At 68.0% G+C, this 23,207-nt stretch carries 20 protein-coding genes, 1 tRNA gene, 1 pseudogene and 1 CRISPR repeat array (1 of these 23 only partly in view); of the genes and pseudogenes, 9 read left to right on the forward strand and 13 right to left on the reverse strand.

Going from position 1 to position 23,207, the window contains the following annotated elements:
* Window positions 1-3: 3 nt before the first annotated feature.
* From tssE to tssA, 7 genes are all read right to left on the reverse strand, one after another.
* Complete coding sequence (gene tssE, locus QSJ97_RS04020; protein WP_285670278.1) at window positions 4-501, reverse strand: type VI secretion system baseplate subunit TssE; 498 nt, start codon at window positions 499-501, stop codon at window positions 4-6.
* Complete coding sequence (locus tag QSJ97_RS04025; RefSeq protein ID WP_285670280.1) at window positions 494-1,360, reverse strand: type VI secretion system accessory protein TagJ; 867 nt, start codon at window positions 1,358-1,360, stop codon at window positions 494-496. Before QSJ97_RS04025 ends, tssE begins: the two co-directional genes overlap by 8 nt.
* 119 nt (window positions 1,361-1,479) lie before the next feature.
* Window positions 1,480-1,995: a type VI secretion system tube protein Hcp gene (locus QSJ97_RS04030; protein ID WP_285670282.1), complete on the reverse strand. Its 516-nt coding sequence runs from the start codon at window positions 1,993-1,995 to the stop codon at window positions 1,480-1,482.
* 92 nt (window positions 1,996-2,087) lie between these two features.
* Window positions 2,088-2,570: a type VI secretion system tube protein Hcp gene (locus QSJ97_RS04035; RefSeq protein WP_285670285.1), complete on the reverse strand. Its 483-nt coding sequence runs from the start codon at window positions 2,568-2,570 to the stop codon at window positions 2,088-2,090.
* Between the two features lie 103 nt (window positions 2,571-2,673).
* On the reverse strand, window positions 2,674-4,167 hold the full coding sequence (gene tssC / locus QSJ97_RS04040) for a type VI secretion system contractile sheath large subunit (RefSeq protein ID WP_285670286.1): 1,494 nt from the start codon (window positions 4,165-4,167) through the stop codon (window positions 2,674-2,676).
* 3 nt (window positions 4,168-4,170) lie between these two features.
* Entirely contained in the window at window positions 4,171-4,701 is a 531-nt protein-coding gene (gene tssB, locus QSJ97_RS04045) for a type VI secretion system contractile sheath small subunit (RefSeq protein ID WP_285670287.1), read from the reverse strand.
* Between the two features lie 96 nt (window positions 4,702-4,797).
* The gene (tssA, locus tag QSJ97_RS04050) at window positions 4,798-5,901 is read right to left on the reverse strand and encodes a type VI secretion system protein TssA (protein WP_285670289.1); all 1,104 of its coding nucleotides are present in this window, start codon (window positions 5,899-5,901) and stop codon (window positions 4,798-4,800) included.
* Window positions 5,902-6,129: 228 nt separating this feature from the next.
* Here tssA and QSJ97_RS04055 point away from each other — a divergent pair, with 228 nt between their 5' ends.
* On the forward strand, window positions 6,130-7,416 hold the full coding sequence (locus QSJ97_RS04055) for a hypothetical protein (protein ID WP_285670291.1): 1,287 nt from the start codon (window positions 6,130-6,132) through the stop codon (window positions 7,414-7,416).
* A 12-nt stretch (window positions 7,417-7,428) separates the two neighbouring features.
* On the opposite strand, the gene QSJ97_RS04060 is transcribed toward QSJ97_RS04055, so the two are convergent.
* From QSJ97_RS04060 to rplU, 6 genes and pseudogenes are all read right to left on the reverse strand, one after another.
* Window positions 7,429-8,697, reverse strand: a complete 1,269-nt coding sequence (locus QSJ97_RS04060; protein WP_285670293.1) for a glutamate-5-semialdehyde dehydrogenase — start codon at window positions 8,695-8,697, stop codon at window positions 7,429-7,431.
* Window positions 8,698-8,796: 99 nt separating this feature from the next.
* A complete protein-coding gene (proB, locus tag QSJ97_RS04065; RefSeq protein WP_434220880.1) occupies window positions 8,797-9,948 on the reverse strand; it encodes a glutamate 5-kinase in 1,152 nt (383 codons plus the stop codon).
* Entirely contained in the window at window positions 9,945-11,018 is a 1,074-nt protein-coding gene (gene obgE / locus QSJ97_RS04070) for a GTPase ObgE (RefSeq protein ID WP_285670296.1), read from the reverse strand. Before obgE ends, proB begins: the two co-directional genes overlap by 4 nt.
* Window positions 11,015-11,542 (reverse strand): GNAT family N-acetyltransferase, encoded by a 528-nt coding sequence (locus QSJ97_RS04075; protein ID WP_285670298.1) that lies wholly within the window; start codon window positions 11,540-11,542, stop codon window positions 11,015-11,017. Before QSJ97_RS04075 ends, obgE begins: the two co-directional genes overlap by 4 nt.
* 153 nt (window positions 11,543-11,695) lie before the next feature.
* Window positions 11,696-11,965, reverse strand: coding sequence for a 50S ribosomal protein L27 (rpmA, locus tag QSJ97_RS04080; protein WP_285670300.1), 270 nt, complete (start codon window positions 11,963-11,965; stop codon window positions 11,696-11,698).
* Between the two features lie 18 nt (window positions 11,966-11,983).
* Window positions 11,984-12,391 (reverse strand): annotated as a pseudogene (gene rplU, locus QSJ97_RS04085) (50S ribosomal protein L21); the annotation flags it as partial.
* A gap of 352 nt (window positions 12,392-12,743) precedes the next feature.
* Here rplU and QSJ97_RS04090 point away from each other — a divergent pair.
* The 8 genes from QSJ97_RS04090 (at window position 12,744) to cas2 (ending at window position 22,565) form a co-directional block, all read left to right on the forward strand.
* Window positions 12,744-12,833: transfer RNA gene (locus tag QSJ97_RS04090), tRNA-Ser, on the forward strand.
* Between the two features lie 413 nt (window positions 12,834-13,246).
* A complete protein-coding gene (locus QSJ97_RS25160) occupies window positions 13,247-13,798 on the forward strand; it encodes a hypothetical protein (RefSeq protein ID WP_434220881.1) in 552 nt (183 codons plus the stop codon).
* A gap of 16 nt (window positions 13,799-13,814) precedes the next feature.
* Window positions 13,815-15,032 carry a type I-G CRISPR-associated RAMP protein Csb1/Cas7g gene (gene cas7g / locus QSJ97_RS04100; RefSeq protein WP_285670303.1) on the forward strand — a complete coding sequence of 406 codons (1,218 nt, stop codon included), beginning with the start codon at window positions 13,815-13,817 and terminating at the stop codon, window positions 15,030-15,032.
* A 3-nt stretch (window positions 15,033-15,035) separates the two neighbouring features.
* Window positions 15,036-16,520 (forward strand): type I-G CRISPR-associated protein Csb2, encoded by a 1,485-nt coding sequence (gene csb2 / locus QSJ97_RS04105; RefSeq protein ID WP_285670305.1) that lies wholly within the window; start codon window positions 15,036-15,038, stop codon window positions 16,518-16,520.
* On the forward strand, window positions 16,517-19,372 hold the full coding sequence (gene cas3g, locus QSJ97_RS04110) for a type I-G CRISPR-associated helicase/endonuclease Cas3g (RefSeq protein WP_285670307.1): 2,856 nt from the start codon (window positions 16,517-16,519) through the stop codon (window positions 19,370-19,372). Before csb2 ends, cas3g begins: the two co-directional genes overlap by 4 nt.
* Window positions 19,369-20,550 carry a type I-G CRISPR-associated protein, Cas3-extension family gene (locus QSJ97_RS04115; protein ID WP_285670308.1) on the forward strand — a complete coding sequence of 394 codons (1,182 nt, stop codon included), beginning with the start codon at window positions 19,369-19,371 and terminating at the stop codon, window positions 20,548-20,550. Before cas3g ends, QSJ97_RS04115 begins: the two co-directional genes overlap by 4 nt.
* On the forward strand, window positions 20,547-22,253 hold the full coding sequence (gene cas4g/cas1g / locus QSJ97_RS04120; protein WP_285670309.1) for a CRISPR-associated endonuclease Cas4g/Cas1g: 1,707 nt from the start codon (window positions 20,547-20,549) through the stop codon (window positions 22,251-22,253). Before QSJ97_RS04115 ends, cas4g/cas1g begins: the two co-directional genes overlap by 4 nt.
* Before the next feature lie 3 nt (window positions 22,254-22,256).
* Window positions 22,257-22,565 (forward strand): CRISPR-associated endonuclease Cas2, encoded by a 309-nt coding sequence (gene cas2, locus QSJ97_RS04125; protein WP_285670311.1) that lies wholly within the window; start codon window positions 22,257-22,259, stop codon window positions 22,563-22,565.
* A gap of 200 nt (window positions 22,566-22,765) precedes the next feature.
* Window positions 22,766-23,207: direct repeats of the CRISPR family, unit length 37 nt; unit sequence GTCTCCCCGGGCCCCAGTGCCCGGGCCTCATTGAAGC (it continues 1,692 nt past the right edge of the window).

The following is a 23,207-nucleotide window of genomic DNA, read 5'->3' on the forward strand; positions in this document are numbered from 1 at the left end:
GTCTCAGTAGTGGTTGCGGACGGAAAGATCGCCGCTGGTGATGTCGAGCTCCGTCCGCATGTAGAGATCGATCGGCAGCGGCTGCGCCCAGAGTTCGCCGCGGATGTCGAGCGCGACGACGGTGCGGCGCAGGTTGTTCGGGTCGACCACCTCGATCTCGAAGCTCCCCGGCAGGATCCTCGGCTCGAAGAAGCGCACGCGTTCCGCCATGTGGTCCTTCAGCTCCATCGCGCGCTGCTGGCTCGAGGCGACGCCGGCGATGTCCGGGATGCCGAAATTCACCGTCGAGCGGCGCACATGGGGATAGTCGGTGAGATCCTCCACGCTTTCGAGCGAGGTGGTGTTGAACAGCCAGGTGAGGTCTCGCAACACGATCTCGCGCAGCCGGCGCAGGTCGATGACACGCTTCTCGCGGGTCTCGCCCTTGTCCTCCGGCGCGTCGTCGGTCAGTCGGTCCAGCAGCGACGGCTGCAGCCGTTCGGCGATGCCCTTGTCAGCCATCCCCCTTCTCCGCAGCCGGCACCTCGGCGACGTCGGGCTCGGCCGCCGCGTCGCCCGGTTCCGTCACCTCCTCGACATCCAGGACGATCTTGCGGATGTCCATCAGTCCGTACTCCTCGGCATCGGTGGCGATCACCCGCTGGCCGAGGCCGACGAACAGCCCCTCGCCCGCCTCCTCCCAGCGCGTCTCGCGGGCCAGCCGCATCACATCCTCGGGCAGCTCCGCCGTGCCCGGATAGCGCGTCGGGATCAGCGCCGGCGTCTCGCCGCCGGCGGCCCAGGTGATCATCGCGGGGGTCCAGACCCGGTCGCGCAGATCGGTCGGCGGGTCGATGTCGATCTGCATGATCGAGTCGAAGGGCGCCCAGAAATACTTGCCGTTGACGATGACCTCGAGCATCGGCCCGAAGCGCATGTCGGCATCCGCCATCCATTCGAAGCGGGTGCCGTCGATCTCGCCGGAGGTCGCCGGCGCCATCTCGAAGGCTTCGCCGCGCAGCCGCTCGGCAGTGGCATGATCGCCGCGCGCCAGCGGCGCCAGCGCCTCGATCAGCAGCGCCGACCATTGCTGCGGCTCGCCCAGCACCAGCGGTGCCGTCTCGCCCCGGAACACCCGCTCGCGGACCAGCTCGCAGCCGATCGCCTCGCGGTAGGTCTGCGCCATCGGGGTCGCCGACTCGTCCATCTGCGCGGCGAGGCGCAGCTGCATCACCGCCTTGTTCCAGTCCCCCAGCACGCAGAGCAGCTGGAACAGGAAGATCCGGTGCTTGGCCGCCGAAGGATCGGTGCGGACATCCGCCTGGACCGCGGCGAGCGCCGCCGACAGATCTCCGCTCTTCAGCAAATCCAGCGCGCTCATAAGGCCGCTCCTCCCGTGAACAGGTTTCGATGGGCCGTCGCGCCGCCGCAGAGCGGGGGTCGGCAAGAAAGTCTCGGAGCCCGGGCCCGGGCGCGGAACCCGGCCCGGGAGCCTATGGTCTACCGGGTCGCATCGGTGAAGGCGTTCAGCGTCCGGCTCCACATCGCCTCGGCGACCTCGCCCTTGCGCCCCTTCACGGTCTGCCCGGTATAGGTGATCTTCACCGAGCCATACTCCATCGCGATGTCGTCGATGGCCTCCTCGTCGCCGGACTGGCTGGTGTTGACCTTGGCGATGAGACAGGTGGTGAACTTGAACTCCAGATAGGGCACCTGGTTGCGCCGCAGGACGACGAAGGCATTGTCGAACTGCGTGCCCTTTGCCATTTCGGCCCAGAATGCGGTTGTCGAATAGTCCGAGCGTTTCTTGAAGGTCACGGTCTCGAACTTGACTTTGCCCGCGCCCTGGTTGGCGCCCTGCTTGGCAGAACCGACATTGGTCGAGTTGGTGCCCTCGATGCTGAACTCCGAGATCTCCACCGCCTTCTTGGCGGAGAGCTTGGCATCGGAGGATTCACCTTGGATATCTGGCGGATCGAAGTAGATGTAAGCGTCTTGCGCTTCGACTTCTGCCATGTCCGTGCTCCAGCTTCAGGTCTTGGCGGGTTGGCGAGCCGGGTCGTCGCGCGGCCCCAGCTCGCCAGGGCCGCGCCGTCGCATGCGACCGATCAGGTCACCTTGTCCGAGAACTCGTTCTTCACGCGGCTCCACATCGCGGTCGCGTGGGTACCGGCCTCGCCCTTGTCGGTCTGGGCGGTGTAGCTGATCTTCACCGCGCCATAGTCGAGAACCACGGAGTCCTCGGCCTCGTCATCGCCCGACTGCGTGGTCTCCATCTCGGCCAGCACGCACATGACGAACTTGAACTCGAGATAGGGCAGCTGGTTGCGCCGCATCACCACGTTCACCTCGTCGAAGTGCGTGCCCTTGGCGAGCTCGCGGAAGATGTCGGTGGTGGCGCTGTCCGACCGCTTCTTGAAGGAAAGCCGGTCGAACTTGACCTTGCCGGCGCCGCCGCCGCCCTGGGTCATCGAGCCGATGTTCGTCGCGTTCTCGGCCTTGAGCGTGAACTCGGTCAGCTCGAAGGCCTTCTTCTCCTTGAGTTTGGCATCCTGGGACTCGCCCTTCACCTTGTCGGGGACGAAGTACATGAATGCATCTTGCGGTTCAGCATCAGCCATTTTGGTTCTCCTCGGAGATTGGGGTCACGTTCTTGCAGGGGCCGACGGCACCTCGATTGCCGTCGCGTGAAGCTTAGCCTCCCTTCTCGGAAGGCAGCTTCGACACCAGCCGGAGGGACACCGTCAAACCCTCCAACTGATAATGCGGGCGCAGGAAGAATCTCGACGAGTAGTATCCCGGGTTGCCCTCAACCTCGTCGACATACACCTCGGCTTTCGACAGCGGATGGCTTGCCTTGTAATCCTCCGACGAAATATCGGGGTTGAAGTCGACGTAGTTGTTGACCCAGCGCTGCAGCCAGTCCTGCATGTCCTCGCGCTCCTTGAAGGAGCCGATCTTGTCGCGGACGATGCATTTCAGGTAGTGCGCGAAGCGGCAGGTCGCGAAGAGATACGGCATGCGCGCCGAGAGATTGGCGTTCGCCGTCGCGTCCGGGTCGTCATACTCCGCCGGTTTCTGCAGCGACTGGGCGCCGATGAAGGCGGCCACGTCGGAGTTCTTGCGGTGGATCAGCGGCATCATGCCGTTCTTGGCAAGCTCCGCCTCGCGCCGGTCCGAGATCGCGATCTCGGTCGGGCACTTCATGTCCACGCCGCCGTCATCGGTGGGGAAGGTATGGGTCGGCAGACCCTCCACCGCACCGCCCGACTCGACGCCGCGGATCCGGGTGCACCAGCCATAGAGCTTGAAGGCGCGGTTGATGTTCACCGCCATGCCGTAGGCCGCGTTCACCCAGCTGTACTTGCTGTGATCCGACCCGTCGGTGTCCTCCTCGAAGTCGAACTCCTCCACCGGATCGGTCTTGGCGCCATAGGGATAACGGCCAAGGAAGCGCGGCATGCAGAGCCCGAGATAGCGGCTGTCGTCGCTCTCGCGAAGCGACCGCCAGGAGGCGTATTCCGGGGTCTGGAAGATCTTGGTCAGGTCGCGCGGCTTGGCCAGGTCCTGCCAGCTGTCCATCTGGAACAGGTTCGGGTTCGAGGCCGCGAAGAACGGCGCATGCGCCGCCGCCGCCACCTTGCTCATCTCGCTCAGCAGCTCGACATCCGGCGGGCTGTGATCGAAATAGTAGTCGCCCACGAGGCAGCCATACGGCTCGCCGCCGAACTGGCCGTATTCTTCCTCGTAGATCATCTTGAAGATCGGCGACTGATCCCAGGCAGTTCCCTTGAACTTCTTGAGCGTCTTGTGCAGATCCTTCTTCGAGATGTTCAAGACACGGATCTTGAGCATCTCGTCGGTTTCGGTGTTGTTGATGAGATAATGCAGCCCGCGCCAGGAGCTCTCGAGCTTCTGGTAATCCTCGTGGTGCAGGATCTCGTTGACCTGCTCGGTCAGCTTCTTGTCGATCGCGGCGATCAGGCTCTCGATCGTGCGGAGCGTGTCGCCCGAGAGCAGCGCGGTGTTCTTGAGCGCCTCCTCGGCGAGGGTGCGCACACCGGCCTCGACCGCGCTGCGCGCACCGTCGGATTTCGGGCGGAACTCCTTCTCAAGGAGCTGGCTGAACTCGTCGGGCGCGATCGTGGCTTCGCCAACGGCACCCGCCTGGGCTTCGGTCTCTGCCATGCCTTACTCCTCCGTTTTCTCTTCGGACGCCTCGTCCGATCCGCCCTCGGCGGGCGATGCGGCGAGGGCCTGAAGCAGCGTCGGATCCTGCATCACCTTGCCGATGAGGTCCTCGGCGCCGGCCTTGCCGTCCATGTACGTCATCAGGTTCGAGAGCTGCGTCCGCGCCTCGAGCAGCTTGCGCAGCGGCTCGACCTTGCGGGCGATCGCCGCGGGCGAGAAGTCGTCCATGCTCTCGAAGGTCAGGTCCACCATCAGGTTGCCGTCACCCGTGAGCGTGTTGGGCACCGAGAAGGCGCACCGCGGCTTCATCGACTTCATGCGGCTGTCGAAGTTGTCCACGTCGATCTCGAGGAACTTCCGGTCCGCCACCGCCGGAAGCGGATCGTCCGGCTTGCCCGAGAGATCGGCCATCACACCCATGACGAAGGGGAGCTGGACTTTCTTCTCGGCCCCGTAGACCTCGACATCGTATTCGATCTGAACCCGCGGCGCGCGGTTGCGCGCAATGAATTTCTGGCTGCTGCCGGCCATCGGTCACATCTCCCCAGTATCCGTTACCCTCAACTAAACGCGAGCGGGCGCCCCGGCGTCAAGCCAAAGCCGCGTATCCGCCCCGTTTCACTCGTATCATTCATATCCGCCCTCGGATTCGATCCCCGCGATAAGATTGACCTTTTCGAGACCTTCCGGAGCGAGATCCTTCATGATCGTGACGAAGTCCGAGTTAACAAGTCGTTTCGCGCGCAGAAGAAGCAGCGGAACCGGGCTCGTCGGCTCGTGTTTCTGATAGTACTCGATGATCTTGTCGACTGCCGTCACGACATCTTTCCGACTCTGGATCGTGCCGACACCGCGCGGCCCGCCGCGCGGCGCCCCGGAGCCGGCCGGGGCCGCAGCGCCATCGCCACCGGCGGCATCGCCCCCGCCCTCGCCGGCCTCGCCGGCCTCCTCGCCTTCACCGCCGGCGTCCTCCTCGACCTCCTCCTCGGCGATCAGGTCCTCGGCGAAGGTCTTGAAGACATGCTCCATGTCGTAGAGCGTGCGCGACAGGTTCGACAGATCGGGGCCGAACGAGCCCACCTTGTCGTCGAGCACCTTCTCGAAGTCCTTCAGGGTCTGCCGGCACGACTTGATCGACTCGTTCAGCGCGATCAGGTCCTCGCGCTTGGTGTCCTGGAAGGCGGCGGAGATCACGCTGGTCTCGACCGGATCGTCGTCCTTGCCGGGCGGCATCTCGCCCCGCGCGATCTGGATGTCGCGCAGGCTGAAGCGGCCCATGGCGCGGGAATTGGTCAGCGGCGCCATGCGCAGCGCGCGCAGCACGGTGTCGTGCCCGGCCAGCCCGGCGATGGCGTTCATCCGCATGGTCGGGTCGTTGTTGTCGTCGGCATCGAGCTGCGGGTGGCAGGTATCCCAGAACTCCTCGCAGCAGCGGCGGATATAGACCAGCGCCTGCTCGAAGCCCTTCAGCCCCTCGAGCCGCAATGCGGCATGAGCATAGAACACCGCGGCGCGCAGGTCGTGCGCACGCTGCAGCACGGCAACCGCGTGCTTCACCACTTCCTTGAAGTCGGGGTCTTCCGCAGCAATGATCGAATCGCCGACCTGCTGCTCTTCCTTCGGCATAGCCGCGAGCTCTAAGTCGATGAACGCCGGATCATATTCCAGATCTTCGCCGGATGGGGCATCGTCCCCGAGACTCTTCAACAGGGCATCGATATCGAGCGCCATCGTGAACTCCTTCGGCGATGCTGCCATGGCGTGAACCTACGCCGATTTCTCAGTGCGGTCCAGAAACTCGATACCGCGAATTGAAACTGTCACCTGTGCCGGACATCACACTCCACGGCATTCGGCGCAGGCTTTCCGCGCGCCGGCGCACTTGCTCCCCGGCCGCCGGTCTGGCAGTCAGCCGGCACCGGCCCGGCGGCCCCGGGCCTTCGCCAGAGGCGCCCGCGCATGGATGTCGTCCGCAAGCTGCTCTCCGTCGCCGCGATCGCGCTGGTGCCCGCGACGGTGACGGTGTGCTATCTGCTGTTCGGGGACTATGCCGCGCTGGCCTTCCAGATGCGCGACATGGAGTGGGACTTCCTCTCCGGCGTGATCACGGCGCTGCTCGGCGTGGCGCTGATCCAGGTGCTGCCGCTGGCCGACGAGCGGCACCGCCAGATCCTCGCCATGCTCTGGCTCGCCCGCATCGCGGTGACGCTCGGGCTCATGCTCTTCTACGAGGGCTACTATGTCGTGCTCGACGCGCAGGGCTACTACTACAACGGCCTGCGGCTCAGCGATCCCTGGGCGCTGTTCGAATACGGGATGGGCACCGAGAACATCACCGCCCTGGTCGGGCTGCTCTCGGGCCTGACGCGGTCCTACTCGGCGCTCAAGGTGATCTTCGCCTTCATCGGCCTGCTCGGGATCTACATCACCTATCTCGCGGCGGCCCGCGCCTTCGGCCGCGAGATCCCCGGCCTGCTGATCGCGCTGGGGCTGATGCCGAGCATCCTGTTCTGGTCCTCGATCCTCGGCAAGGAGCCGGTCACGAGCTTCGGCATCGCGCTGATCTGCTGGGGCGCGGTGGGCTATTTCACCGGGCGCGGCTGGAGCGCGCTCCTCGCCCTCGCCATCGGCCTCGTCATCGCCGCGAGCATCCGGAGCTGGCTGGCCGCGATCTTCATCGCGCCGATCATCGCGACGATCTTCCTCGGCGGCCGGGTCTCGCCGGCGGTTAAGGGGGTGACCATGCTCGCCGCGGTGCCGGTGTTCCTGCTCACCGTCCAGCGATTCGCCGAGCATTTCGCGATCGATTCGGCGCAGCAGCTGATCCAGCAGACCAACCAGCTCGCCAAGGGCTTCGCCACCGGCGGCTCGGCGCAGAAGATCGAGACCCAGTTCACCTCGCTGCTCGACATGATCCTGTTCGTGCCGAAAGGGATGTTCGCCGCCCTGTTCCGCCCGCTGCCGGGGGAGATCATGAACCCCTTCGGCATCCTCGCCGGCCTCGAGAACGCGGCGGTTCTGGCGCTGCTGGTCAAGGGCATGCTGCGCCAGCCGCTGCGCGCGGTGCTGCGCCAGCCGGTGCTGCTCTGGGCGGTGCTGACGGTGATGGCCTGGGGCGCCTTCTACGGCTTCGCGAGCTATGCCAATCTCGGCACCGCCTTCCGCTTCCGGCAGATGATCATGCCGGTGCTGCTGCCGCTCGTGCTGTTCCTGGCCTATGGCCCGGTGCTCTCGCGGCAGCGCTGAGGCGGCCCCGCGTCAGCCGCGCACGGTGCCGTCGCCCTCGACGATGTACTTGAAGCTGGTCAGCTGCTCGGCCCCGACCGGTCCGCGCGCATGCAGCTTGCCGGTGGCGATGCCGATCTCCGCGCCCATGCCGAACTCGCCGCCATCGGCGAACTGGGTCGAGGCGTTGCGCATCAGGATGGCGCTGTCGAGCCGCTCGAAGAACCGCGCCGCCACCGCATCGTCCTCGGTCAGCACCGCCTCGGTGTGGTTCGAGCCATGCCTGCGGATATGCGCGATGGCACCGTCGACGCCGTCGACCATCCGCGCCGCGATGTCCATCGAAAGATACTCGTGGCCCCAGTCGTCGTCGTTCGCCGGCACCGCCCGGGGCTCGAGCGCGCAGACCTCCGGGCAGCCATGCACGGTGACGCCGGCCGCGACCAGATCGTCCAGCACCGCCCGGCCGAGCCCGGCGGCGGCCCGGTCGATCAGCAGGCACTCCGCCGCGCCGCAGATCCCGGTGCGCCGGGTCTTGGCGTCGAGAATCACCGCGCGCGCCTTCTCGGGATGCGCCGCCGCGTCGAGATAGACATGGCAGATGCCCTCGAGATGCGCGAAGACCGGCACCCGCGCCTCGCGCTGCACGAGGCCGACGAGCCCCTTGCCGCCGCGCGGCACGATGACGTCGATATAGTCCGTCATCCGCAGCATCTCGGCCACCGCCGCACGGTCGCGCACCGGCACCCGCTGCACCGCGGTCTCGGGCAGGCCGGCGGCCTTCAGCCCGGCGCCGATGGCCAGCAGGATCGCGCCGGAGGAATGGAAGCTCTCCGACCCGCCGCGCAGGATCGCCGCATTGCCCGCCTTGAGGCAGAGCCCGCCGGCATCGGCGGTGACATTGGGCCGGCTCTCGTAGATCACTCCGACCACGCCGATCGGCGTGCGCACGCGGCGGATGCGCAGCCCGTTCGGCCGCGTCCAGGCCTCGAGCTCGGCGCCCACCGGATCGGGCAGCGCCGCGACGTCGCGCAGCCCCGCCGCCATGGACCGGATGCGGTCCTCGGTCAGCATCAGCCGGTCGAGCATCGCGTCGGACAGGCCCTTCTCGCGGCCGTATTCCATGTCGAGCGCATTGGCATCGGCGATCGCGCCGCGCCGGTCCATCACCGCCTCGGCCGCGCCGACCAGCGCCGCATGCTTGCGCTCGGCGCTGGCATGGGCGAGCTCGCCGGCCGCGGCCCGCGCCGCCGCGCCGATCTCCGCCATCATCGCGGGAATGTCCTGCACCTGATCGTCCATCGCCGCCTCCCTGGCACGCCTGCGCTCGCAATCGCCCCCGTCTTAGGCCAGCGCGCCGGGCCGGTCGAGCAGAGATCGCGCGGATGGGGGCCTCTCGGTTCAGTCGGCGGCGGCACGCCGGCCGCGCTCCGCGCCGTCCCAGATCACCAGATCGTCGCGATGCACGAGCGCCGCGCGCCCCGGATAGCCGAGGATCTCCTCGATCCGCGCCGACTGCGCCCCGGCGATGGCGCGGGCCTCCTCGGCGCGGTAGCCAGCCAGCCCGGCCCCGATCGCCGTGCCCTCCGGGGCGAGCACGGCCACCGGGTCGCCGCGCTCGAAGCGCCCGGTCACCGCGGTCACGCCCGCCGGGAGCAGCGAGCGCCCGCGTTCCAGCGCCGCCACGGCGCCGGCATCCACCGTGACGGTGCCGAGCGGCTTCATCCCGGCGATCCACTGCTTGCGCGCCGCCGCCGGGCTCTCCGCCGCGCGGAACCAGGTCGCCCGGCAGCCCTCGGCCAGCGCCGTCAGCGGCCGCGGCTGGTCGCCCAGCATCACCGCCATGGCACAGCCGCCCGCGGTCGCCGTCTTGGCCGCGAGCACCTTGGTCCGCATGCCCCCGCGCGCGAGGCCGGAGCCGGCATCTCCGGCCATCGCCTCGATCTCCGGCGTGATCGCCGCGACCTCGGGAATGTGCCGGGCGGCCGGGTCGTGGCGCGGATTGGCGGTGTAGAGCCCGTCGACATCCGACAGCAGCACCAGGAGATCGGCGCCGGCCATCAGCGCCACCCGCGCCGCCAGCCGGTCATTGTCGCCATAGCGGATCTCGTCGGTCGCCACCGTGTCGTTCTCGTTGACCACCGGCACCGCGCCGAGCTCGATCAGCGCCTTCAGCGTCGCGCGTCCGTTGAGATAGCGCCGCCGGTTCTGCGTGTCCTCGAGGGTTAGCAGCACCTGCGCCGCGGTCAGCCCCTGCGCGCCGAGCGCCGCCGTCCAGGCCGCCGAGAGCCGCTGCTGGCCGACCGCCGCCGCCGCCTGCGCCCGCTCCAGCGTCAGCGCGCCCTGCCCGAGCCCGAGCACCCCGCGGCCGAGCGCGATGGCGCCGGACGACACCGCCAGGAGCTGCACGCCCCCGGCCCGCAGCGCCGCCATGTCGGCGACGAGCCCGGCCAGCCAGTCCTCCCGCGCGCGGCCCTCGGCATCGACCAGCAGCGCCGAGCCGATCTTGACGACGATCCGCCGCCGGCCGGCGAGCCGCCCGAGCCCGCTCACGGGCGCCACCCCCCGGCCTCGCCCTCCTCCTCGGCCAGCGCCGCGGCTTCGGCGTCGGCGATCCCGGCCGCCTCGGCCGCGCGGTCGGCATCGACCCGCGCCTTGATCGCCCGGTGGCTCTCGACCAGCCCCTGCCCGCTCACCGCCGAGAGACAGAAATCCACCTGCCGCCCGGTCTCCGCGAAGAGCTCGACCAGCGCGCCCCGGTCGTCCCCGCTCAGCGCGTCGCATTTCGAGAGCGCCAGCAGCCGCGGCTTCTCGGCCAGCCCCCCGCCATAGGCGGCGAGCTCCTCCTCCACCACGGCGCAATCGGCGATCGGGTCCTCGGCGGTGGCATCGACGAGATGCAGCAGCACCGCGCAGCGCTCGACATGGCCGAGGAAGCGGTCGCCGAGCCCGGCCCCCTCATGCGCGCCCTCGATCAGCCCGGGGATATCGGCCAGCACGAACTCGGTGCCGTCCACCGCCACCACCCCGAGCCCCGGATGCAGCGTGGTGAAGGGATAGTCCGCGATCTTCGGCTTGGCATTGCTCGAGGCCGCGAGATAGGTCGACTTGCCGGCATTCGGCAGGCCCACCAGCCCGGCATCGGCGATCAGCTTGAGCCGCAGCACGATGGTCCGCTCCACCGCCGGCTGGCCCGGATTGGCACGCCGCGGCGAGCGGTTGATCGAGCTCTTGAACTGCAGGTTGCCCCAGCCGCCATTGCCGCCGCGCGCAAGCAGCGCCCGCTCGCCCACCTTCGTGAGATCGGCGATCAGCTCATCGGTCTCGAGATCGTAGATCTCGGTGCCCTCCGGCACGCGAAGCACGATATCGTCGCCGCCGGCCCCGGTCCGCGCCCGGCCCATGCCGCCGCGCCCGCTCTGGGCAAAGAAGTGCTGCTGGTAGCGGAAATCGATCAGCGTGTTCAGCCCGGCGACGCATTCCGCCCAGACATCGCCGCCCTTGCCGCCATCGCCGCCATCCGGCCCGCCATACTCAATAAAGGCCTCGCGCCGGAAGCTCACGCAGCCGTCGCCGCCCTTGCCGGAGCGGATATAGACCTTGGCCTGGTCGAGGAATTTCATGCCACCGCCTCCCATGCGGTCCGCTCCAGGACGAGGTCGAGATGGGGCATCTCGCCCGCGACCGCGCCGGAACGCGCCATCCGCCGCCCGGTCTCGTGAAAGCCGAGCTTCGTGAGTATCCGCCGCGAGCCGGCATTCGCCGCGAAGGCGCCGGCCCGGATCTTCCGCAGCGCGGTTGCGGCGAACACATGGCCCACCACCGCCCGCACCGCCTCGGTGCCGTAGCCGCGGCGCCAGTAGGCCCGGCCCAGCCAGTAGCCGAGCTGCGCCTGCCGCGGCAGGCCGTCGACCCCGACGACGCCGATCAGCCCGCCCTCGCCCGGCGCGTCGATGCCGCGCACGAAGGCCGGCGCCGCCGCCGTCTCGGCAATGAAGGCCGCCGCCATCTCCGGGTCATAGGGATGCGGCACCCGCGCCAGCCAGCGACTCACCTCGAGATCGTTGCAGAGCCCGGCAAGCCGCACCGCATCGCCCTGCAGGAGCGGGCGCAGCCGCAGCCGTTCGGTCTCGATCGCCGGCGCCATCGCGAGGCCGCCTCCCAAAGCCAAAAGGGACCGGCGCACGGCCGATCCCCTGATCCGATCCCGGCGCGATCCGCAGATCCGCCTGCCTTCGGAAGTTCGCGCGGAAGTTCGCACGGATGTTCCGGCCGGGCGAACCCGGGCCGGACCCGAACCTTATTCCGCCGCCTGCACCGCGGGCAGCACCGAGACGAAGGTTCGCCCCTTGAGCCCGGTGTGGAACTTCACATGGCCATCGGCGGTCGCGAAGATCGTGTGATCCTTGCCGAGACCGACATTCTGGCCCGGCCACATCTTCGTGCCGCGCTGGCGGACGAGAATGTTCCCGGCGCGCACGGCCTCGCCGCCGAACTTCTTCACGCCGAGCCGGCGCCCTGCGGTATCGCGCCCGTTGCGCGAGGAGCCGCCTGCCTTCTTGTGTGCCATGTCCCGCTCTCCTTACTCGGCCGCCGCAGCCGTATTGGCCGCCCGTGCCTCGCGCTTCGCAGCGCCCTGCCCCACCGCGGCCTTCACGCCGGTCTCGGCGCCGCCGGCGGTCAGGATCTCGGTGATGCGCACCGAGGTCAGGTCCTGCCGGTGGCCCTTCAGCCGCTTCGAGCTGTGCTTCCGGCGCCGGCGCTTGAAGTTGTAGACCTTGGGCCCGCGGAGCTGCTCGACCACCTCGGCCTGCACCGCCGCGCCCTCGACGAACGGCGCGCCGACGGTCGCCGCCTCGCCCTCGGCGCCGCCGATCATCAGCACCTCGCCGAACTGGACGGTCTCGCCCGGCTCGGCGGCCAGCCGCTCGATGGTGAACTCGTCGCCGGCAGCAACGCGATACTGCTTGCCCCCGGTCTTTATCACTGCATACATCTCGTCGTCCTCTGTCATCCGCGTCCCTGGGCGCCCCGGCTCGACCGGACACTTTCAAGGCCTCTGCCTTGCCGTGGGACAGCGCGCGCTTGTGCATCCCCAAGGATGCGCCGGCACGATTGCTGGACCGGACGGTGACCCGGCCGGAGCCCCGCTCTATGGGCAGGCGCGCCCGGAATGTCAAGCCGCCCGCCGATGCCGGCCCCGGCACAGTCCCTGGCACAGTCCATGTCGCGGGCACCGGCGCGGGCAATGGCGGGACCCTGGCGCGAAAACTTCGCCTGCCGCGACGGAGACGCCATTTTCCCCCTTGAACCCGGTTCGGGCAAGGACTATCCCTCCCGCCTGTCGCGGAGAGGTGCCGGAGTGGTCGATCGGGGCGGTCTCGAAAACCGTTGTACCCGCAAGGGTACCGAGGGTTCGAATCCCTCTCTCTCCGCCACCAAATTACCATAGCGCCATGATATATATAGATAATTTTTATCGCCCCGGAAATGTTCCCATACATTTGCCCATACAGCGGCATCGGCCTATCGGTGTTCCGTATTCGGCAGGGCGAAGGCCAGCACACATGTTGTCATGATGGCGCTGGACGATTTCCGGGCGAAGAACGCGCGCGAGGCCATCGGCTTCACCTAGGCGGCTGATGCCGCTATCGCGACCGTCCCTTGATGTCGTGGATGCCATGGTGGGGCTCGTCAGCCCGCATAGGTCACGCCAGCGAACCTGATGGACGGGACCTGACCTGGTTTCTGGTCCGGACCCTAAGCGACCTTCCGAGCTTGATAGAGTTGATTGGCGAACTCGTCCGGGGTCAAGTCGCCGAGGGCCGAGTATGGAAACTCCAGCGACACCGTGACGATCCTCGTGCCGTTCCGCATCGTGAAGCGCAGCGTGCGCATGGAGTTGCCAGAAGGCGTCAGGCACTCGCGACGGGCCGACAACACGCTGGTCAAGGCACTGGCGCGCGCGTTCCGGTGGAAGAGGATGCTGGAGTCGGGCGAGTACGCCATCATTGCCGAACAGGCCGAGCGCGAGGGGATCGCACCGTCCTACATGACGCGCGTCCTGCGCCTCACGCTGCTCGCGCCCCACATCGTCGAGGCGATCCTGGACGGGAAGCAGGGGCCGGAGGTGACCTTGGGGCGGTTTCTGGAGGGGTTTCCGGTGGAGTGGGAAGATCAAGTTGCGCTGCACACGCTGAGCGCGCGATCAGATCCTCGCTTTGCAGCGATCCCTCCCAGAACAGCCGGTCGGCGGCGAAGGCGAGCCGCTGTGCGATGCTCCATTTCGTCGTTCGTTTCTTCGCCATGTCGTTGCCAGACCTTTCGTTACTTGAATTACTTATACGTTGACAGAATCATGGCGCGCCCTCTTTTATCAAGATACCAGTTTCTATCATTTTAGCCGGACGGAGGGTGGCATGGATTTGAAAGACCTTCAGGATGCGGTCAAAGAGGATGTGGCCCTGCGCCGGCGACAGCAGTTGCAACCGGCCGGAGGACAGGGGGACAAGCTCTTTCCGCCGACCTATCCGGGCGACAACGGACCAACCCATGTGTTCGAAAGCCGCCGCATCAACGGCGAGGAACGGGCCTGCGTGCTCATCGACAGCGTGCAGTCGCAGGCGAACCGGCTCGAGGAAGCGCTTCTCGTTGCCGCGGAGGCCGGGCTCATCTCCCTGCCGCGTCTCACGGTGGATTTCCCCGGCGCCGGACTGGACTCGGTAGGGCCGATCAGCGTGCTCGAGGCGCCGCACCGCATCTTCGACGCCATCCTGCGCGACAGCACGCTGGATGGAAAACCGTTCCGCGAAAGCGATCTCGGAAAGGCGCTGCGCAAGGCCAAGCCGGACGATGCGACCGCAATCCTGCAGGCCGCGCCCACGGCGCTGCTGTTCGGTGCATGGAACTCGACCGGCGAGGGCGGCGGGCTGGGTGCCAAGTTCGCCCGCGTCATTGTCTCGGAGGTGATCGGGGTGGATGTGCCGGTCGAGGAGGTCGCCGATCGTCGCACGGGCGAAATCAACCTGCGCAGCGCCGGTCGGCGCACGGGCAGCCGGATCGACCCGCTGGGGATCCCGCGGTCGATCGATATTTACAAGGATGGGAGCAACTGGGCGTTTGACAAAGGCAAACTTAGCAAAAGGGCCAAGCAGGTTCGTCCGTCAGAGATCAACCACGGCAACATCGCCCCCAGCGTCGATCCGCTCGGCGTCACCTGCGCCTATGCGTTGCAAACCCAGGTGCTGACCTTCGCCGGGCTCCGGCGGCTGCGCTTTGGCATGGACGAGGCGAAGAACCTCGCTGCGCGCACCTGGCTGGCCGCGCTTGGCATCGTCGCGATGATCGAGGGCAACCGGCAGGGCATGGCGCTGCGCTCGCGCTGCGATCTGGTCTGCGAGGGCGGACTTGCGCCGCTCGAGCTCGTCGCCTTCGACGGCATTACGCGCAAGGTCGAGATCGACACGGACCGGGCTGTGCAACTCCACGAAGAGGCTTTCCACGCCGCGCGGGAAGCAGGCTTCGCCCTCGATTCCGAGCCGGTGGTCCTGCTGCCGCAGGAAAAGCTCGTCAAGCTCGTGGAACTGTCGCAACAGAAAGCGTTGGCCGACGAGGGCAGCGAGGCGGACGAGGGCTGAGTCATGCTCTGCCTCGACATCGCCTGGTTAACCGGCACGGCCTTCTTGGCCCGCGACCCCTCCGACCCGACGCCGGAATGGCCACCCCAGCCGGATCGCATCTTCTCGGCCCTTGTTGCCAGCTGGGGCTTGGGAGGCGCGAAGCTGGACGAACGTGCGGCGCTGGAATGGCTCGAGGTGCAGGAGCCTCCGCGCCTGCACCTGCCCGAAAGCGCCCATGCGCGCGATACCGTCAAGGTTTACGTGCCACCGAACGACGCCAAGCGCGATACGGTTCTTCCTGCTCGGCGCAAGCGGCAAGAACGCCGCTTCCCCGCCGTGGCGCTCGACCCCGAGGCGCCGGTGCACCTGTCCCTCCTGTGGCAGGCGCAAATGCCCGGGAAACATCGCGACGCGCTCGACGCCCTGGCGCGGCGCACAAGCTACGTCGGGCATTCGGCCAGCCTCGTCCGAGCAGCTTTCCGCGAAATCGAAGTGCCGCCCGATGGCCTCTGCGCGGCACAGCGCGCGCCCTATCATGGTCGGCTTGCCGAACTCGAGGCGCTTTACAAGCGTCACATGGACGGAGAGGCCAACGCGCGCGCCCGCCCGGCGATGCGCCGTGGAACACGGCCGGTTGCTCAAGTCGCAGCGCGCGCATTTACCTCGGATACCGCGCATTGGGCGGTGTTCGAGCATGCCGGCGACTGGCGCCCCGACCTGCGCGCACAGGCGGGGCTCGCCGAGGCAATGCGACTAGCCCTGATGGAGGCGTGGACGCGGGTCCACGAGGGGACGGCGCCCGCCTGGATTTCCGGGCATGAGCCCGACAGGAGCCCGGCGCGCGATGCCCATCTCGCCATCGTGCCGATGGCGAATATCGGCTGGCAGCATTCCGATGGCCGCATGATGGGCCTGGCCCTCGTGCCCCCTGCCGTCGAAGTGTCTGCCTGGGCCGCATCCGGTCCCGCGGCCTTCGCGCGGCGCCAGGCATTTCACCGGGCGCTGGCGCGGCTTGGAGAGACCGATGGCGAGGGCCGCAGAATCCTCACCCTGGCGCCGCAGGGTGGCCGGTCATGGCAATGGCGGCTGACGCCCGCCAGTTCGGGGCTGCGTTCGCTCGATCCGGCGCGATATGTGCGCGGCTCACGGCTGTGGGCCACCGCCACCCCTGTGCTGCTCGACCGGCATCTCAAGTCCCCCGGGCCACCGGAGCGCAGCGCCGAGGCCAAGGACATGATCCGGCAGGCTTGCGCCCGGGCTGGTTTGCCCGATCCGGCCGCAGTGGTGCTGAGCATGCATTCCGCGGTCACGTGTGCTCCATCGGCCCGGCCCGCGGGCGGCAATCCGCGCTGGGTGGGCTGGGCCCGGCGGAAAAGCTTCGGGGGGCGGGCCTTTGTCCATGTCCGGCTTGCATTCGACGAACCCGTTTCCGGCCCGATCCTGCTGGGTGCGGGGCGGTTCCACGGCTTGGGGCTTTTCCTGCCGATCCGGGAGGGCCGGGCATGACGGGTCTGCCATCGCTCGATAAACGGGATTTCTCGGCCGTCTTCGAGGCAGTCCACGGTCACCCGCCCTATGCCTGGCAGCAACGGCTCCTGCAGGAGGTGGCGGGTTCCGGTGGCTGGCCCGGCGGCATCGCCGCCCCGACCGGCGCCGGCAAGACCGCCGTTCTCGACGTGGCCCTGTTCCACCTCGCACTTGAAGCCGGGAAATCCCCGCGCCGGGCGCCGATGCGCATCGTGCTGGCGGTGGACCGACGGATAATCGTCGACCAGGCCTTCGAACGCGCCTGCCGTATCCGCGATGCGCTTGCCCTTGCCACGGATGAGACGCCGCTGGGGCGAATGGCGGCGTGGCTGCGCGCGCTCTCCGGAGACAAGCCGCTGCATGTGGCCGAACTGCGCGGCGGCATGCCGCTCGAGCGCGACTGGGCGCGGCGCCCCGACCAGCCGACCATCCTTTGCACGACGGTTGATCAGCTAGGCTCGCGGCTTCTGTTTCGGGGCTATGGCGTGAGCAACAGCATGGCCCCGGTGCATGCGGGATTGCTGGGCTGCGACGCGCTGCTGATCCTTGACGAGGCGCATCTTTCCCGGGCTTTCGAGGAGACGCTCGCCGCCATCGCCAGACGGCGGCAGGCCGAGGGTTCCCTGGAACTTCCCTGGCGCTGGACCGCGCTCACCGCGACGCCCCGCGCCGCTGCCAGCCAGTTGTTCGCGCTCACCGACGAGGAACGCGCAGAAGGGCCGATCGCGCGCCGATTGAACGCGCGCAAGGAAATCGAGCTGCGCCAGGCCGGGAAAGGCGCCGATGCGGAAGCATTCGCGGACAAGGCGCAGGCCTTGCGCAAACAGCTGGCGGACCGTGGCCAAATGGCGCCGGTCGTGGCTGTGGTCGTGAACCGCGTGATGCTGGCGCGGCAGGTGTTCGAGGCCCTGAGCCAAGACGCGGACGCGGACGCCATTCTGCTCACGGGGCGTGTGCGCCCGGCCGAGCGCGACGATCTGATCGCGCGATGGCGTGACCGGCTGGAAGGGCTGATCCATGACGCGGCTCGACCGCTTTTCGTGGTGGCGACCCAGTGCATCGAGGCCGGGGCGGATTTCGACTTCGATGCGATGGTCAGCCAGATCGCGCCCCTTGACGCCCTGCGCCAGCGCTTCGGCCGGCTCGCCCGAAGCGGTAATCGAGGCGACATGGCGGCACCGGGCATCATTGTCGCCACCAAGGCGGAGACCGGAAAGACTGCAACCGACCCGATCTATGGCCGCGCCCCGGCCGAGACCTGGAAATGGCTCTGGGACGTTGCGCAACAGGAGGGCAGGAAGAAGGTCGTGGATTTCGGGCCGGATGCGCTTGATGTGCTTATCGAGTCCAACCCGCCCGGCGAGGGCTGCACGACGCCCGCTCCCTCGGCGCCGCCCCTGCGCGAGGCCGACCTTGCGGCCTTCGCCATGACCGCGCCCCGTCCCTTCCCGGACCCGGACCCAGCCCCATTCCTGCATGGCAATTTCCGTGACGACGCCGAAATCGGCCTGGTCTGGCGCGGCGATATCGAAGCGATGCTTGAACGCCTTGTCCATGCCGATGCCCGCGACGACGCACTGGCCGGGCTGACCGAATTGCTCGCGCTTCTGCCGCCGCGCCCGGCCGAGGCACTGCGGCTGCCGCTCTGGGCGGTGCAGCAGTGGCTGGCGGGCGGTGGGGCGGCGGACAAGCCGCTGGCCGATGTCCCGGCCAGCCCCGACAAGGCAGAGGATCGAGGCGGCGAGCGCGCGCGCGTCCTGCGCTGGCGGGGACGCGATGATGTAGCCCATGTCTTGCCCGCAAAGCTGCGCGCCGGGGATGTGGTGATCCTACCGGCCAAGTGCGGCGGCTGCGACGCCTTCGGCTGGGCGCCCGAGAGCACGTCCCCGGTGAGTGACATCGCCGGTCGCGCGGCTGCGCCCTACGCCGGCCAGCGGGCCGCGCTCAGGCTGCACCCCGCCGTCTGGCCCGAGGGCGCCACCCCCTGGGCCGAGATCGCCGTCCTGCTCGAAACCGGGGCAGGCGCCGCCGAGATGGCCCGCGCCACGGGCCTTTCCGGATGGCGCGAGGCGGCCGGGGTCACCCTCGCTCAGCCCTATGGCAATGACCCGACGGTCGGGGTGGTCCTGGTTGCCCCGAAGGGTCTTGCGGAGGGGCAAACGCCGACAGAAGCATCTCTGTCTGCGACAGAAGGCGACGAGGGCCTGTTCGGTTCCGAACCCCTTCTGCTCACCGATCATGCCTGCGCCGTCGCCGCGATGGCCTGCCGTCACGCCAAGGCGCTCGGCCTGAAAGATGATCTGGTCGTGACGCTTGCGACGGCCGGTCAATGGCATGACGACGGCAAGGCCGATCCGCGCTTTCAGCTCTGGCTCAGGTCGATCGACGGGCTGCCCGGGGATGGTCCGCCCATCGCCAAGACGGCCGCACGCGCAAGCCCGGCCCGTCAACGCGAGCTGCGCGCGGCGGCATCGCTGCCCAGGAGCTGGCGGCACGAGGTGACCTCGGTGCGCATTGCGGCAGCGCGGCTGACGCAGGGCCAAGCGGTCGCCGACCCGGATCTTCTGCTCTGGCTGATCGGCACCCATCACGGCCACGGGCGCCCGTTCTTCCCCCATGACGACGACTGGGACGCGCATGAGATGAGCCTGCTCGACACGCCCCTTCCTCCGGCACCGGGCCCCGACAAGCTTGACTTCGACTGGAACGGCGCCGACTGGGCCGGTCTCATGGAGAGGCTCCGCGCGCGCTACGGACTCTGGGGCCTCGCCTTTCTCGAGGCCTGCCTGAGGCTGGCCGACCACCGCGCCTCGGCCGGGGAGGTGGAATGATGGCCTGCAAGTCGAAACAGCCCGCGCCCCCGGCCTGGCAGCCTGACGAAACGGTGCCGGGCGTACGGCACCCGCTAGAAGGGCTCGAGCCTGGCAACCTGCTCGCCTTCATGGCGCTCCTGGGCTTGCTGCGCGCGCTCGAGATGGCACGGCCTCACTGGCGCTCCCGTTCATACTGGGATGTCGAGACCCACCCCTGGCGCCCCGTCCTGACGCTGGCCGGGCCGCAGACCCAGGCAGACGTTGCCCGCGCGGCGGCCGAGGGGGCGCATGCCCTGCTTTCGCCGGTGGAGGGGATCTGCAGCACTGCTGCTATTCGAGAAAAGCAGAAAGCCCAAGGCCGGGTCAAAGAGCCCGAAGCGGAAATCGAGGAAGCCAAGAAACAGGGTAAGCCGACGAAGAAGCTTCAAGGCGAGCTGAACAAGCAAGGCAAGCGGGCCAACCAGCTGCGGGATGAGCACAAGACCACCACGATTGCCGCGTCGTACGACGACCTTGAGTACCTCGTCGGGTCACAGGATGCCGAGCGTGAGTCATGGGTCGCCTGTCTTGCCGCCTGGGTGCCGGGCAAGGACGGCCGCAGGGAGGTTCGAAGTTCACCTCTCAAGCTGACAAGCGGTCAGCAGGCCTTCGCCGGCGTCTTCGTCACGCTGGCAAGGGACTGCGATCCCATGGAAATCGCCCGCTCGCTTTTCCAGCCCTGGCGCTACATGCATCGCGGCGACAGCTTTCGGTTCGATGGCGCCGAGGCACGCCGCTACGCCTATTTGGCAGGCGATCCGACGGACAAGAAGCTGTGGACCGTTCCCGGCCAGACAGGAAAGGGCGTCGCGCCAAGCGAAAGAGGTGCCAACATTCTGGCGGCCGTGGGATTTCGCGCTTTCCCGGTCATCACCCTGCGGCACGGCGTTGTGATTCCGGGAATGGGTCGGAAGAACCATGAATGGCTCAGCGTCCCGATTTGGACCGCAAAGGGCGGCCGGGGGGCGACACGCGCAGGCATCGAGCGCCTGCTTTGGCAAGGCGGCAACGATAACTTGCCCCCGCGTCCCGACGTGTTGGGCTGGCAGAGGTTCCGCATCTTCGAGATCAGTGACAGCCCGACGAGCAAGTACAAGTCCGTCGCGTACGACGGGCTCATCGACAGCAACGATATGGCCGCCGCGCCGCCGCCATGACCAACCAGCCGGAACTGCCCCTGCCAGCTCCGCCCGCGGCATCAGATGAGGCGCTGGTGCCGGCGCGGATGGTGAACGAGTGGGTCTATTGCCCACGCCTTGCCGTGCTCGAATGGAGCCATGGCGAATGGGCCGGCAACGCTGACACCGCTACGGGACGCCGGGTTCACCGGGCCACTGACACGGGCCGGGCGCCCGCGCTGCCTGCGCCGGACGCCCTCGACGAGGACCAGAGCCTGAAGACCCGCCGGCTGCTGCTTTCTTCCGAGCGATTGGGGTTGACCGCCGAGATCGACATCATCGAGGCTGCAAACGGTGCCGTCGTCCCGGTCGACGTGAAGGCCGGCAAGCGCTCCCATGTCGCCGAGGGGGCCTATCTGCCCGAGCGGGTTCAGGTCTGCGCCCAGGGGCTCTTGCTGCGCGAGGTCGGCTATCGCTGCGACGAAGCTGCGCTCTGGTTTGCCGAAAGCCGCGAGCGTGTCCGGGTTCCCCTGACCGAGGATCTGATCACCGCCACTCTGCGTGCCACCTCGGACTTGCGCCTGACCGTGGCCGCCCGCCGGCTGCCGCCGCCGCTCGAGAACTCGCCGAAATGCCCGCGCTGCTCGCTCCTGCCGATCTGCCTGCCGGACGAGGTGAACTGGTTCCGCCATGGCACCCTGCCGCGCACGCCGCCGCCCCCGGCTTCCCCGGCCTTGCCGCTCTATGTCCAGACGCCCGGCGCGCGCATCTCGAAAAGGGGCTTGGCCCTGGTCGTCAAGGTCGAGGACGAGGAGGACCGCGCGGTTGCGCTGGACGAAATCGCGGAGCTGGTGCTTGCCGGCCCCGTGGCACTGACGACGCCGGCCGTCCACGAGCTTCTGCGTCGGAATACGCCGATCGCCTGGATGTCGTCGGGCTTCTGGTTCCTTGGATCGACGGGCGGACAAGGCCCCAAGAGCGCCGCGATCCGCACCGCCCAATACGAAGCCGCGGGCGAGGACAGGCGTCGCCTCGCCTTCGCGCGCGACCTCGTCACCGCCAAGATCCGCAACCAGCGCACCATGCTGCGGCGGAACTGGCGCGGGCCGGAAGACGAGCGCGCGCCGCTGCTCGACCGCTTCGCCCGCGTTGCCGATCGCGCCGCGCGAGCAGACAACCTGCCGGCCCTGCTTGGATGCGAGGGCGAGGTGGCGGCCCTCTATTTCCGCGCGCTACCGCAACTCTTCACCGAGAAGATCGCCGCTCTGCCTGAGTTCCAGTTCGCCAATCGCAACCGCCGGCCGCCGACCGATCCGGTCAACGCCTGCCTGTCGCTCGCCTACGCCGTGCTGACCCGCACCTTCTCCGCGGCGCTCGCAATCGTCGGATTGGATCCATGGAAAGGTCTCTACCACGTGGAGCGTCCCGGCCGGCCGGCGCTGGCCCTCGACCTGATGGAGCCCTTCCGACCGCTGCTGGCTGACAGCGCCGTGTTGATGGCCCTCAACAACGGAGAGCTCGGCCCGGCCGACTTTGTGTTCGCGGCCGGCGGCTGCAACCTGAAGCCGGGCGCCCGCCGCGCCCTCATCTCTGCCTTTGAGCGTCGCCTCGACCAGCAGACGACCCACCCGGTCTTTGGCTACCAGATTTCGATGCGCCGGCTGATCCATGTTCAGGCGCGGCTTCTCGCGCGCTTTCTACTCGGCGAAATTCCCGCCTATCCGCACTACACCCCAAGGTGAACAATGCCGCCGCGCCGATCGAATGCAGAACATGCCTATGTCGTCACCTATGACATCTCGGACGCCCGGCGCTGGCGCCGCGTGTTCCGGCTGATGCAGGGCTATGGGCGCTGGCTGCAGCTCTCCATCTTCCACTGCCGGCTTGATGGCGGACGCCGGGTCGAGATGGCATCGCAGCTCGAAGACATCATCGACACGACAGCCGACCATGTGCTGATCCTTGATCTGGGCCCGGCCGAGGAGGTGGAACTCGCGGTCGAGAGTCTCGGCAAGCCCTTTGCACCGATCGAGCGGCGGGCAATTGTCATCTGACGCCGGGCGACCGCGAGCGCTCTGCTGCGATCGCTTGGCCCGGCACCGCTCGCACGCGGGAAACCCGTTGAAATTCAGTGCTCTCCTTTTTAGGATCTAGTGGATGAGACGGGGTTTCGGGACAAGATCACGCCACCAAGCCCGACCCCTCGCATGGCCTCGGCCAGTTCTTTGAAAACAAGGAATGGATTGCAGGGGGAGTCTCCCCGGGCCCCAGTGCCCGGGCCTCATTGAAGCTACAACGTGAGCCCGTCGAGTGAGTTCATCCGGGCGCGTCTCCCCGGGCCCCAGTGCCCGGGCCTCATTGAAGCGATGATCTGCGTGGTGTTCTCGTCCTGCCGCGGGCCGCGTCTCCCCGGGCCCCAGTGCCCGGGCCTCATTGAAGCGCAGAACTGGACTGGTCGCCGCAGGTTCACACGCAAGTCTCCCCGGGCCCCAGTGCCCGGGCCTCATTGAAGCCCAGAGCCCGGTTGCCCGGTCGATGTAGAGCGCCGCGTGTCTCCCCGGGCCCCAGTGCCCGGGCCTCATTGAAGCTTGTTCACGATGGTGAGGCCGTTCTCGCGGAAGCCCTTGTCTCCCCGGGCCCCAGTGCCCGGGCCTCATTGAAGCGCAGAGCCCCTGAAAGCCATGCTGAGGGCCTAT

Source organism: Paralimibaculum aggregatum (assembly GCF_030270585.1).
GTDB classification, from domain to species: Bacteria; Pseudomonadota; Alphaproteobacteria; order Rhodobacterales; family Rhodobacteraceae; genus Thermohalobaculum; species Thermohalobaculum aggregatum.

Coding starts and splice junctions, on each gene's coding strand:
- QSJ97_RS04030 (WP_285670282.1), bottom strand. CDS start 1,995: ATGGCAGAAGTCGAAGCGCAAGACGCTTACATCTACTTCGATCCGCCA.
- QSJ97_RS04035 (WP_285670285.1), bottom strand. CDS start 2,570: ATGTACTTCGTCCCCGACAAGGTGAAGGGCGAGTCCCAGGATGCCAAA.
- cas7g (WP_285670303.1), top strand. CDS start 13,815: ATGGATTTGAAAGACCTTCAGGATGCGGTCAAAGAGGATGTGGCCCTG.
- QSJ97_RS04025 (WP_285670280.1), bottom strand. CDS start 1,360: ATGAGCGCGCTGGATTTGCTGAAGAGCGGAGATCTGTCGGCGGCGCTC.
- QSJ97_RS04055 (WP_285670291.1), top strand. CDS start 6,130: ATGGATGTCGTCCGCAAGCTGCTCTCCGTCGCCGCGATCGCGCTGGTG.
- rpmA (WP_285670300.1), bottom strand. CDS start 11,965: ATGGCACACAAGAAGGCAGGCGGCTCCTCGCGCAACGGGCGCGATACC.
- QSJ97_RS04060 (WP_285670293.1), bottom strand. CDS start 8,697: ATGGACGATCAGGTGCAGGACATTCCCGCGATGATGGCGGAGATCGGC.
- csb2 (WP_285670305.1), top strand. CDS start 15,036: ATGCTCTGCCTCGACATCGCCTGGTTAACCGGCACGGCCTTCTTGGCC.
- tssC (WP_285670286.1), bottom strand. CDS start 4,167: ATGGCAGAGACCGAAGCCCAGGCGGGTGCCGTTGGCGAAGCCACGATC.
- obgE (WP_285670296.1), bottom strand. CDS start 11,018: ATGAAATTCCTCGACCAGGCCAAGGTCTATATCCGCTCCGGCAAGGGC.
- tssA (WP_285670289.1), bottom strand. CDS start 5,901: ATGGCGCTCGATATCGATGCCCTGTTGAAGAGTCTCGGGGACGATGCC.
- tssE (WP_285670278.1), bottom strand. CDS start 501: ATGGCTGACAAGGGCATCGCCGAACGGCTGCAGCCGTCGCTGCTGGAC.
- QSJ97_RS04115 (WP_285670308.1), top strand. CDS start 19,369: ATGATGGCCTGCAAGTCGAAACAGCCCGCGCCCCCGGCCTGGCAGCCT.
- cas4g/cas1g (WP_285670309.1), top strand. CDS start 20,547: ATGACCAACCAGCCGGAACTGCCCCTGCCAGCTCCGCCCGCGGCATCA.
- QSJ97_RS04075 (WP_285670298.1), bottom strand. CDS start 11,542: ATGGCGCCGGCGATCGAGACCGAACGGCTGCGGCTGCGCCCGCTCCTG.
- tssB (WP_285670287.1), bottom strand. CDS start 4,701: ATGGCCGGCAGCAGCCAGAAATTCATTGCGCGCAACCGCGCGCCGCGG.
- cas2 (WP_285670311.1), top strand. CDS start 22,257: ATGCCGCCGCGCCGATCGAATGCAGAACATGCCTATGTCGTCACCTAT.
- cas3g (WP_285670307.1), top strand. CDS start 16,517: ATGACGGGTCTGCCATCGCTCGATAAACGGGATTTCTCGGCCGTCTTC.